The sequence below is a fragment of the Pistricoccus aurantiacus genome (assembly GCF_007954585.1).
Taxonomy (GTDB): Bacteria; Pseudomonadota; Gammaproteobacteria; order Pseudomonadales; family Halomonadaceae; genus Pistricoccus; species Pistricoccus aurantiacus.
In genome coordinates this window covers 2423464-2434071 of the sequence record NZ_CP042382.1, presented here as the reverse complement: position 1 = coordinate 2434071, position 10608 = coordinate 2423464, and the positions used below count along the sequence as shown (strand labels likewise).

General features: G+C 63.1%; 10 protein-coding genes, 2 pseudogenes and 1 other annotated feature. Of the genes and pseudogenes, 9 read left to right on the top strand and 3 right to left on the bottom strand.

Translation table 11 applies throughout. The annotated features are described in order from the left end of the window. Positions 1-12: 12 nt before the first annotated feature. Both FGL86_RS18185 and FGL86_RS11600 read right to left on the bottom strand, forming a co-directional pair. Positions 13-149, bottom strand: a pseudogene (locus tag FGL86_RS18185) (IS630 family transposase); the annotation flags it as partial. A 173-nt stretch (positions 150-322) separates the two neighbouring features. After that, positions 323-2329 (bottom strand): CocE/NonD family hydrolase, encoded by a 2007-nt coding sequence (locus FGL86_RS11600; RefSeq protein ID WP_147184697.1) that lies wholly within the window; start codon positions 2327-2329, stop codon positions 323-325. A 243-nt stretch (positions 2330-2572) separates the two neighbouring features. On the opposite strand from FGL86_RS11600, the gene FGL86_RS11595 reads away from it, so the two are divergent. Continuing rightward, positions 2573-4606 carry a CocE/NonD family hydrolase gene (locus tag FGL86_RS11595; RefSeq protein WP_147184696.1) on the top strand — a complete coding sequence of 678 codons (2034 nt, stop codon included), beginning with the start codon at positions 2573-2575 and terminating at the stop codon, positions 4604-4606. A gap of 6 nt (positions 4607-4612) precedes the next feature. On the opposite strand, the gene FGL86_RS11590 is transcribed toward FGL86_RS11595, so the two are convergent. Further along, the gene (locus FGL86_RS11590) at positions 4613-5638 is read right to left on the bottom strand and encodes a D-alanine--D-alanine ligase family protein (protein ID WP_147184695.1); all 1026 of its coding nucleotides are present in this window, start codon (positions 5636-5638) and stop codon (positions 4613-4615) included. 519 nt (positions 5639-6157) lie between these two features. Here FGL86_RS11590 and FGL86_RS11585 point away from each other — a divergent pair. From FGL86_RS11585 to FGL86_RS11540, 8 genes and pseudogenes are all read left to right on the top strand, one after another. Continuing rightward, complete coding sequence (locus tag FGL86_RS11585) at positions 6158-6511, top strand: DUF1428 domain-containing protein (protein ID WP_147184694.1); 354 nt, start codon at positions 6158-6160, stop codon at positions 6509-6511. A gap of 28 nt (positions 6512-6539) precedes the next feature. After that, the gene (locus FGL86_RS11580; RefSeq protein ID WP_222433752.1) at positions 6540-6890 is read left to right on the top strand and encodes a YciI family protein; all 351 of its coding nucleotides are present in this window, start codon (positions 6540-6542) and stop codon (positions 6888-6890) included. A gap of 45 nt (positions 6891-6935) precedes the next feature. Then, positions 6936-7175 carry a VOC family protein gene (locus FGL86_RS11575; RefSeq protein ID WP_147184692.1) on the top strand — a complete coding sequence of 80 codons (240 nt, stop codon included), beginning with the start codon at positions 6936-6938 and terminating at the stop codon, positions 7173-7175. Between the two features lie 47 nt (positions 7176-7222). Beyond that, positions 7223-8451, top strand: a protein-coding gene (locus FGL86_RS11565) for an IS3 family transposase (protein WP_425468285.1) whose coding sequence is annotated in 2 segments (ribosomal slippage) — positions 7223-7502 and positions 7502-8451 — 1230 coding nt in all. Because the reading frame shifts where the segments join, the coding sequence is not laid out codon by codon here. Then, positions 7501-7617: a sequence feature (AL1L pseudoknot), on the top strand. (Overlaps the previous gene by 117 nt.) Before the next feature lie 205 nt (positions 8452-8656). Continuing rightward, complete coding sequence (locus FGL86_RS11555) at positions 8657-9013, top strand: YciI family protein (RefSeq protein WP_147184691.1); 357 nt, start codon at positions 8657-8659, stop codon at positions 9011-9013. A gap of 30 nt (positions 9014-9043) precedes the next feature. Then, positions 9044-9459, top strand: a pseudogene (gene arr, locus FGL86_RS11550) (NAD(+)--rifampin ADP-ribosyltransferase). A 105-nt stretch (positions 9460-9564) separates the two neighbouring features. After that, entirely contained in the window at positions 9565-10047 is a 483-nt protein-coding gene (locus FGL86_RS11545; RefSeq protein ID WP_147184690.1) for an AAC(3)-I family aminoglycoside N-acetyltransferase, read from the top strand. A 49-nt stretch (positions 10048-10096) separates the two neighbouring features. Continuing rightward, positions 10097-10603 carry a VOC family protein gene (locus tag FGL86_RS11540; RefSeq protein WP_246131609.1) on the top strand — a complete coding sequence of 169 codons (507 nt, stop codon included), beginning with the start codon at positions 10097-10099 and terminating at the stop codon, positions 10601-10603. The last annotated feature ends 5 nt before the right edge of the window (positions 10604-10608 follow it).

Here is a 10608-nt window from a genome sequence, read left to right as displayed (position 1 = left end):
TAATGGAGGCACCCAGACCAGCGGCGCGGTCATGCCAGTCAACCGTAGACCACCGACAAAGGTCGTTGTCTTCCAGTGGCCATAGGGGATACTGGCTTGGCAGCGCTCTCCCCGCGCCTGGCCCGACCGCGTTGCCGTGTCATCCGCGTCCCCACGGCAACCTGCTGGCCTGGCACCTACTGGGCATGCCGTCTCCTTTGACGAAGCAGCGACCGGGAGACGCCAATGCGACGGAGCGCAACGACAGCACATCGGTGATATAAGATCTCGCTTGACGGCACAAACCTCCACATCCGGCCATGGAGGCCATGACCTGCGAGCCTCACAGTTGGTTACGGGGAATGCTCTCGTTCCAGGTACGGGAGAAGACCCCCTCGCCACCTTCATAGGCATCCAGGGCGGCGTTGAGATGAAAGTGGGTCGCCGTGCTGGTCATCACCGTGCGGGTGGCGATATCGACGCGCCAGTCGCCGCGCTCGAACCATCGCCGGTTGATGACCTCGCCGCTTACGGTGGCGTAGTCATCGTTGGCCTGAGTGTAGCCTTCGGTCACGTCATAGCCGAGGGTCAGATCCAGGTCGTCGAGACGCCAACTGCCATCGTTGTCGATGACGCGGAGCGTGGCTTCGTTGGTGGCCAGGTTGAACAGCACCGTCCACTCCCGGTGGGCCGGCACCAGCAGAGTGGTGGCCGGCCTCGGCGCCATGCGAGGCTCGCCGAGGTCGGGCAGCGCCCCATCCGCTGCCCGGCGGGGGCGCTGTGGCAGGATCAAGCGACAGCCCCGAGGATAGAGCCTCAGGGTCACCGGAGACGGCGATGGCCAGGCCAGCGGCCAGTATGAGGAGGAGATCGCCACGCGGATGCGGTTGCCTGCGGGGAAGCACTGGGCGACATGGTTCAGCCGCACCGTCACTCGGCAGGTCTCGCCGGGTCGGAGCGGCTCGGGGCAGTCGTGGCCATGGCGATGGCTGAGGTTGAGCAGCCCGTAGGTCACCAGGGTGACGGTGCCATCGGGGCCGATGTCGGAGAGCCGTACGGCGACCATCGCCTGGGGCTGATCCGCCGACAGCTCGAGCTCCACCAGGGGCTGGCCGAGGATCTCGATATCCGAGACAAGGGGCGCCGTGTCGAAGCACAGCGAGCCGCCGTCCTCCAGGCGCTGATCGGTGGGCAGGTCGGTGCTCTCCGCATAGCTGCACCATTTGCCGGCGAACAGCCCCACGCTCAAGGGACTGCGAATCGGGAGGGGGCTGCCTTCCACTGGCTCTCCGGCGATCAACCCTTCCCGGCACAACGCATAGACATGAGGCCGCAGCCGCCGACTCGGCCACTGGGTCTCGACGACCCAGCGTCCGGGGCGATCGTCGCTGATCGGCGAGACGCTGTCCTGCATCCAGGCCCTTAGCAGGGGCTCCCGATCCACGCCGTTGTCGCGATCCTTGAGCCAGCGATCCCACCAGCGCAGGCACTCGCCGAGGAAATCGATGGAGGGCCCCGGCCCACCCAGATGAGGATACTTGTGGCCCCAGGGTCCGACCAGCCCCTTGCGCGGGACCCGGAGGTGATGGATCAGCCGGAATACCGTGTTGCAGTAGCCATCCGCCCAGCCGCTGACCGCGAACACCGGACAGCGGATCGCCGCAAAATCCTCGCAGACCGAGGCGTGACGCCAATAATCGTCCCGCCACTGGTGGTCCAGCCAGGTCTTCAGCCAGAGCCCGCTGTGCTCGAGTCGCTGGAACCACAGCTCGCGCCAACGCTCGCCGACGATAAATGGGTCCGGTGGGCAGGCGTTGTAGGACAGCATCACCGAGGCCCAGGACAGGTTGTCGGTGAGCAGGCAGCCCCCCATGTAATGGACATCGTCCGAGTAGCGATCATCCGAGGAGCAGACGGTGATCACGGCCTGCAGTTCGGGAGGCTGCAGAGCGGCGACCTGGAGCGCGTTGAAGCCGCCCCAGGAGATGCCCATCATCCCCACTCGGCCATTGCACCAGGGCTGGGCGGCGATCCAGCGGATCACCTCGACGCCGTCCTCCAGTTCCTGAGGCAGGTACTCGTCATGGAGCACGCCGTCCGAGTCACCGCTGCCCCGCAGGTCCACCCGTACCCCGACATAGCCGTGCCGGGCAAAGTGACCATGGACCTGGCTGTCACGGATCGCCCGGACGTCCCGCTTGCGGTAGGGAATATACTCGAGGATCGCCGGGACCGGTGATGCTTCCGCGCCCGCCGGCATCCAGACCCGCGCCGCCAGCCGGGCGCCGTCGGCCATGGAGATCCAGGCATTCTCGATGACCGTTACGCCAGGCTGCTGCTCTTCCGCCATCCTCGCTTCTCTCACGACACGTGCTGCCACTATCGGGCATTGGCAAGTACCACCCCATCCCTTTAGCATATACCGGCGCCGCCGGCCATTCTCCACCGACCGGCGCCCCAGGGTTTGCAGCAAGGGTTAGCCGGAATATTCCACCAAGTTGCCCACACCATAGCCTGTCGGCGCCACCCAGCCCTAGCCTCGTATATGCTTTAGTAAGCACCGCTGCGCAGGCTTGCCCCGGAGGGTCATGTCATGAAGGTCGTCGAGGATTTTCCCCGGGAGGTCCGGGTCCTGGAGAACGTCTGGATTCCCATGCCGGACGGCGCCCGGCTGGCAGCCAAGCTCTGGCTGCCAGCCGATGCACTCGATGATCCGGTGCCGGCCATCCTGGAGTACATGCCCTATCGCAAGCGCGACTTCACCCGCCTGCGCGACGAGCCGCTGCACCGTTATTTCGCCGGCCACGGCTACGCCTGTGTGCGCCTCGACCTGCGCGGCAGCGGCGACTCCGAGGGCCTGTTGCTGGACGAGTATCTGCCCCAGGAGCTCGACGATGCCGTGGAGGCCATCGCCTGGCTGGTCGACCAGCCCTGGTGCAGCGGCGAGGTCGGCATGATGGGCATCTCCTGGGGCGGCTTCAACGCGCTTCAGGTCGCCGCCCTGCGCCCGGCCGCGCTGAAGGCGATCATCACCATGTGCTCCACCGACGACCGCTATGCCGACGACGTCCATTATCAGGGCGGCTGCCTGCTCAATGAGAACCTCGGCTGGGGCTCGGTGCTGCTGTCCTGCGCCACCACACCGCCGGATCCGGACATCGTCGGCGCGGCCTGGCGTGGCCAATGGCGACAGCGCATCGAGCAGGCTCCCTTCTATCCCCTGGTGTGGATGCAGCACCCTCATCGCGATGAATACTGGCGGCACGGCTCCGTCTGCGAGGATTTTGCGGCGATCCGCTGTCCGGTGTTCGCCGTCGGCGGCTGGGCCGACGGCTACGTGAACGCCATCCCGCGTCTGCTGGCTGGGCTGAAGGTGCCGCGCAAGGGACTGATCGGTCCCTGGTCCCATGCCTTCCCCCATGCCGCCCTCCCCGGCCCCGCGATCGGTTTCTTCCAGGAGGCGCTGCGCTGGTGGGATCATTGGCTGAAGGGGCGTGATACCGGAATCATGGACGAACCCCTGCTGCGGGCATGGATGGAGGAATACGTGCCGCCCGCACCGATGCATGCCGAGCGGCCCGGACGCTGGGTAGCGGAGACCGGCTGGCCCTCGCCGCGCATCCGCCCCAGGACCTGGTTCCTGAATGTGCTGTCGCTGGGCGAGACCCCCGATGGCGAGGACCGCATGCGCATCGCCTCGCCCCAGACCACCGGTCTGGGCGCCGGTGACTGGTATGGGTTCGGCGCCGAGGGCGAGGCCCCCATCGATCAGCGGGAGGATGACGGCAAGTCGCTGGTCTTCGACTCCGATCCCCTGAAGGAGCGAATGGAGATTCTCGGCGCCCCGGAGGTCTCGCTCGATCTGGAGGTCGACCAGCCAGTGGCGTATGCCATCGTGCGCCTCAACGACGTCGCACCGGACGGCGCCTCGGCGCGGGTCAGCTACGGGATCCTCAACCTCACCCAGCGCGACAGTCGCGAATATCCCCAGCCCCTGACGCCGGGACGCCGCTACCGGGTCAGGATCCGCCTCAACGATATCGCCTACGCCTTCGCCGCCGGCCATACCCTCCGGCTGGCCGTCTCGACGAGCTATTGGCCGGTGATCTGGCCGTCCCCGACGCGGGTCAACCTGATTCTCCATACCGGCATCAGCCGGCTGACGCTGCCGGTGCGGCCGGAACGCCCGGAAGACGCCGGCCTGCGGCCCTTCGAGCCACCGGAACGCGGCCCCATGCCGGAGATGACGACCCTCGAAGTGGCGCCCTTCCGGCGTCGGGTGGAACGCGACCTGACCAGCGGCATGTCGGTCTATCGCATTGTCACCACCGGCGGGGACTTCGGCGGTGCCGCCCTGGCCTGGCTCGAGGACATCGACCTCACGGTCGGCTACACCCTGGCCAAGACCTACCGTATTCATGACTACAAGCCCGAGACGGCCGAGGCGACGGTGGAACAGACCACCATCCACCGGCGCGGGACCTGGTCCACCCGCCTGGAATGCCGCACCACCCTGACTACCACACCCCAGCGATTCCGCATTCGCGGCGTGCTGAAAGCCTACGAGGGCGAGGCGCTCTTCGCCCGCCGGGACTGGGACGAGGAGGTGGCGCGCCGGCTGCTGTGACGTCTCTCAGCCGGGGCCGCCCAGGCCTTGGCGGGAGATCGCCGCCTCGAGGATCAGGCACAACAGTTCATGATAGGAATGGCCCGCCCACTCGGCCATCAGCGCCAGCTTGCCGTCCCAGTACCAGGTCGGGTTGGTGTTGACATCGAGCAGTCGTGGCTGTCCGTCTTCACCGGCACGGAAGTCGATGCGGGCGTAGTCGCGCAGCCCCAGGCGCCGGAACAGCCGGACGGCGTGCTCGACCAGCTGGCTGCGGGTCACCTCGTCGATCTCGGCTCGGCGGAAGCCGAGCTTGTCCCAGTAAGGCGAGTCGGGGTCCGCCTTGGAGCCGTGGGTGAGAATCGGCGGCAGGTCGGGATCCAGGGCGGAGTAGTCGATCTCCAACGGCGGTAGTACCGTCAGGCCGGAGGCAATGTTACCTACCAGGCCCAGGGTATATTCCGGCCCGGTCAGAAAATCCTGAATGAGCGCATCGACCACGCCCGGCTGCTCGGCTAGCCAGCGCAGGTAGGCCTCCGCCTCGGCGGCGTCGCGGACCACGCAGTCTTGGGTAATGCCGAAGCTGCCGCCGCTGCTGTTGGGCTTGATCAGGCAGGGGTAGATGGTCGGTAGGGTCAGCGGCGTCGCGGCCAGGTCCACGTAGGTCTCGTTGGGCACGGGGATGCCCTGCCCTACCGCTAGCGCCCGCACCAGGGCCTTGTCGGTAGTCAGGCTGATGCTCATGGGATCGGCGCCAGTATAGGGGATACCCAGGATCTCCATCAGCGCCGGCACGTCGCGCTCCAGCTCCCAGTCGTTGCGAAATCCCGTGTCGCAGAGGTTCAGCGCCAGATCCGGCGGATCGGCCCGCAGATCGTCGATCCAGCGCGAATGGTCATCGTGGAAGCTGAAGCGGTAGCCCGGCAGGCGCGACAGGGCCTCGCGCAGATGCTCGACCGCGAGAAGCTCCTCGTCGCCGAAGACACCTCCCATGGCATAGGCATAGGGAAGGCGAGGGTCGCCCAAGAGTACGGCCACCTTGAATGCTTGCATGCTGCCTCCCGACGTCCCGGTGGAACCACCCTGACAAGACGCCCATGGGACCGGACCTGGCGATCGAGATCCGACAGGAACCCGAGGCTCGGCTCAGGGCGGATAACCAGAGTATAGCTAGCGCACCGGGTCCTCCGACGGCTTCGGCGAGTCACCCTAGGGGCTTCCCGTATTACCTCCGGAAGCCCGAGTATCGTCTACAGAACTATCCAGCCAGACACCCTGTCGCATTCCTTCCTGGCGAGTTTGTTCCTGCTGGAGGCGCCACGCAGGATCATCGAAAAGCTCGGAGAAGCTCACGCCAAGCGCGCCGGCCAGAGCTATCTCGTTTTCAACGCGCGGAGGGTCTAGGGACTCTGTCAGGTCTCTGGCATCAACACCTGTCGATTCATGACCGGGTCATCCGTCGTAGAGACATGCAGACACGCGCAACCCACCTGTCGTATGAAAATAAAGCGACTAATGATGAAAAAGGCTCGTGCTGCGGTCATTCACTCAAGCCATTGAAGGAGAAATAGGATGACTTACGTCGATGGATTCGTTGCCGCGGTACCCAACGAAAATAAAGAGGCATTCAGACAACATGCCGACAAGGCGGCCGAGGTGTTCAAGGAATACGGCGCCTTGCACGTGATCGAATGCTGGGGAGATGAGGTTCCCGACGGCGAGGTTACTTCCTTTCCTATGGCGGTGAAGCTCGAACCGAATGAGACCGTTGTTTTCTCATGGGTCACCTGGCCCTCCCGTGAAGTCCGGAACCAGGGTATGGACAAGGTCATGGCCGATCCCCGCCTTCAACCCGAGACGAACCCCATGCCTTTCGATGGCAAGCGTATGATCTATGGCGGATTCGAGATACTGGTCGATCGCTGAACGGTCGGCCGATTCGAGGAGGCGCTACATGATCGCCGTCAAAGCGACCCAGGATTCCGAGGCCAGCATGCTGTTCGATGACTCCGGCCTGCAACCCAGCTCGAGTGGCTGGCAGGTGCATTATGCCAGCGACAAGCGCACGGTGATCATCGATGGGCCCTTTACCGAAACCAAGGAATTGATCACCGGCTATACGCTGATCCAGGTCAGGAGCCGCGAAGAGGCGGCGGAATGGTTGCGGCGCTTTCCGAATCCCACGATTGACGGTGACGAAGCGGAAATCGAGGTGCGCCGCCTGTTCGAACTCGAGGATTTCGTTGAGCCCCAAGCGATCGACCGCTTCCAGAAACTGGAAACACGTAACGAGTCGCCATCGTAACCGCGTGACCTAGACTGTTCTTACATCCGATTAGAGGAAGTTCCAATGGCTAATCCTGTGGTCTGGTTCGAAATCTATGTAGCCGACATGGCTCGGGCGAAACGCTTTTATGAAACCGTGCTTGAGCGCAACCTCGAACGTCTCGACTCTCCCTTGCCCGAGCTTGAACTCTGGGCATTTCCGATGGACCCGCAATCCGCCGGCGCCGCCGGTGCGCTAGTGAAGATGGAGGGCATAGAGCCCGGTGGCAATAGCACGCTGGTGTATTTCGACTGCGAGGATTGAACCGCCCCGGGTTTTGAGGAGGCTCCAGCATCTGAGAGAATGGAGCCATGAACAAGTCAAACAAGTTTTCCCCTGAGGTTAAAGAGCGCGCTGTCCGGCTAGTGCAGGAGCATCGTGACGAGTACCCGTCGCTGTGGGCGGCTGTGGAGTCTATAGCCCCCAAGATTGGCTGTGTACCACAAACGTTGCTGGAATGGGTCAAGCGTGCCCAGATCGATATCGGTGAGCGCCCTGGAACAACCACCGCCGAGACACAACGCATGAAGGACCTGGAGCGTGAGAATAAGGAATTGCGGCGCGCCAATGACATCCTTCGCACGGCCAGCGCTTTTTTCGCCCAGGCGGAGCTCGACCGCAAGCTGAAGTCGTAAACACCTACATTGATCAGCATCGGGATACCTACGGGGTCGAGCCGATCTGCAAAGTATTGCAGATTGCCCCGTCGGCCTACCGGCGTCATGCGGCCCGGCAGCGCAATCCGGCACGACGCAGTGACCGGGTCAAGCGCGACGAGGTTTTGATACCGCATATCAAGCGTGTCTGGAATGACAACCTCAAGGTCTATGGTGCCGATAAAGTCTGGAAGCAGATGAACCGGGAAGCCATCCCTGTGGCCCGCTGTACCGTGGAACGGCTCATGAGATTTCTGGGCCTTCAGGGTGCCCGTCGCGGCAAGACGATGCGTACCACCGTCCCGGATCAGTCAGTGCCGTGCCCGCTGGATCGGGTCAACCGGCAGTTTGTCGCCGACCGTCCGGACCAGCTCTGGGTATCGGACTTTACCTACGTTTCCACTTGGCAAGGCTGGTTGTATGTGGCTTTCGTTGTGGATGTCTTCGCCCGCCATATTGTGGGTTGGCGCGTCAGTCGCACGATGAACACGGATTTCGTACTCGATGCTCTGGAGCAGGCACTCTACGCCCGTCAGCCCGACAAGTCAGAGGACTTGATTCATCACTCCGACAGGGGATCACAGTATGTGTCGATCCGTTACACGGAACGCCTGGCCGAAGCAGGCATCGATCCATCGGTAGGCAGCAAAGGCGACAGTTACGATAACGCCCTCGCTGAAACCATCAACGGCTTGTACAAAGCAGAATTGATCCACCGGCGCGGCCCCTGGAAATCCATGGAATCCGTTGAGCTGGCGACGCTGGAATGGGTATCTTGGTTCAACCACCAACGGCTGATGGAGCCACTGGGGTATATCCCGCCGGCAGAAGCTGAGGCAAACTACTATCGGCAACTTAACAGTCAGGCCGCTATGGCAGCGTGACTTAAACTAACGGGCCTCCGCGATACGCGGGGCGGTTCAGATTGCGCCATCGAGGCCGCCAGGGTTGTCGAGGCCGGCGGTCGAGTACAACGTGACAAGTTCTCTATCGGCGATTACGGATACATCGCCCTGATCATCGATACCGAAGGCAACATGATCGGCCTACATTCAATGCACTGATCATTCATCGCGATGGAGAAAACCCATGGAATATCTACTGCTGATCGTCGAGGCGCGTGAGGACCGCGAATCTCGCAGCGAGGACGAAGGCCGGGCGCTGTATGACGAGATGGTCCGCTTCGGCGAGGACCTCACCGCCCGCGAGAAACTGCTGGCCAGCCGCTCGCTGCGCCCGGACAAGCACGGCGTGAGAATTCAGCAGCGCGGCACCAGGCCGACGCTATTGGACGGCCCCTTTACCGAGTCCAAGGAGATGGTCGGTGGTTTCTACCTGATCGACTGCGCCAGCCGCGAAGAAGCCATCGCGATCGCGGGACAATGCCCCGCCGCGCGCTTCGCTATCGTCGAGGTGCGTGAATGCGCGCCCTGCTATGTCGGGTGAGCGCAACCGGACGGCACAAGGGACAAACCGATGGCAGCCATCGACAATTTGAGCTCGCAGCGGTTCTACCATGGCACGAAAGTCGACCTGAAGCCGGGGGACCTGATTGGGCCCGGCTATAATTCTAACTACGGCAAGAGAAAGAAGGCGGTCTATGTCTACCTGACCGCCACCTTGGATGCCGCCATCTGGGGGCCGAGCTGGCCCTCGACGAGGGCCTCGGCAGAATCTACCTGGTGCAACCGACCGGCCCGGTTGAAGATGATCCCAACCTGACGGACAAGAAGTACCCGGGTAATCCGACGAAGTCATACCGTTCCCGGGATCCGCTTCGGATCACGGGTGAGATCACGGGTTGGCAGGGGCACTTCGCCGAAGAGCTCAAAACCATGAAGGACCACCTTGAGCGACTTAGGCAACTTGGCGTTGAGGCAATCGAGGATTGAGTCCGGCTCACCCCTCTAACGCCAGCATTAGGCAGCTTTCAGACAAGCCAAATACCATTTGCCGACCCTAACGACAGCTGTTCTTCGGCTAACCCGGAAGTAACCATGTCAGTCGCTATTCACCACCTCACACCGCATGACGTCTCGCTGATGGAAGCGTTGTTGACGACCTTTGGCGAGGCCTTCGACGACATCGACACCTATACCGCGCATCGCCCCAGCGAGGCTTATCTACGGCGATTGCTTGGCGGCGATTCTTTCATCGCGTTGACCGCCTTGAAGGGCGGCGAGGTGGTCGGTGGTATCGCGGCCTACGAACTCAGGAAGTTCGAGCAGGAACGCAGCGAAATCTACCTCTACGATCTCGCCGTGGCGGCGGGACACCGGCGCGAGGGCATCGCCACGGCCTTGATCGAGCGCCTGAAAACCATCGCCGCCGAGCGCGGTGTCCATGTCATATTCGTGCAGGCCGATACCGGCATCGAGGACGCGCCGGCCATCGCGTTATATACGAAGCTGGGAAAGCGCGAGGACACCCTGCACTTCGATATCGCCATCGGTGGCAGCGAAAACCGGCCTGACGCCTGACCGGATGTCGATTTCGCCCCGCGTGATTCGTCGTCAAGACGAGCCTACCGTGAGCGGGCCGAACCCGATATCCGAGGAATTACCCATGAGCACTCAGGTCAAGCCCATCCCCGAGGGCATGCACAGCCTTACCCCGCACCTCGTCTGCCGCGACGCCAATGCAGCGATGGACTTTTATATCCAGGCTTTCGGCGCCACGGACGAGGGCCGCCTATCGGGGCCTGATGGCAAGCTGATGCACGGCATGCTGCGTATCGGCGACTCGGCGCTGATGCTGGTCGACGAGAATCCGGACTGGGGCATGTCGAGTCCATTGTCGCTGAAGGGCTCGCCGGTCACCGTGCACCTGTACGTGGAAGACGTCGATGCCACCGTCGCCCAGGCGGTCGCGGCCGGGGCGCGCGTCGCCATGCCCGTCGAGGACATGTTCTGGGGCGACCGCTACGGCAAGCTCGTCGATCCCTTCGGTCACGAGTGGTCGGTGGCCACCCATATCCGCGACTTGAGTTCGCAAGAAATCGAGACCGCCGCCAAGGACTTTTTTTCGGAGAACTGAGGAAT

Bases quoted from the DNA above. Each gene is read 5' to 3' on its own strand.
- FGL86_RS11600 (WP_147184697.1), bottom strand. From the start codon at position 2,329: ATGGCGGAAGAGCAGCAGCCTGGCGTAACGGTCATCGAGAATGCCTGG.
- FGL86_RS11545 (WP_147184690.1), top strand. From the start codon at position 9,565: ATGTCAGTCGCTATTCACCACCTCACACCGCATGACGTCTCGCTGATG.
- FGL86_RS11595 (WP_147184696.1), top strand. From the start codon at position 2,573: ATGAAGGTCGTCGAGGATTTTCCCCGGGAGGTCCGGGTCCTGGAGAAC.
- FGL86_RS11590 (WP_147184695.1), bottom strand. From the start codon at position 5,638: ATGCAAGCATTCAAGGTGGCCGTACTCTTGGGCGACCCTCGCCTTCCC.
- FGL86_RS11585 (WP_147184694.1), top strand. From the start codon at position 6,158: ATGACTTACGTCGATGGATTCGTTGCCGCGGTACCCAACGAAAATAAA.
- FGL86_RS11580 (WP_222433752.1), top strand. From the start codon at position 6,540: ATGATCGCCGTCAAAGCGACCCAGGATTCCGAGGCCAGCATGCTGTTC.
- FGL86_RS11555 (WP_147184691.1), top strand. From the start codon at position 8,657: ATGGAATATCTACTGCTGATCGTCGAGGCGCGTGAGGACCGCGAATCT.
- FGL86_RS11575 (WP_147184692.1), top strand. From the start codon at position 6,936: ATGGCTAATCCTGTGGTCTGGTTCGAAATCTATGTAGCCGACATGGCT.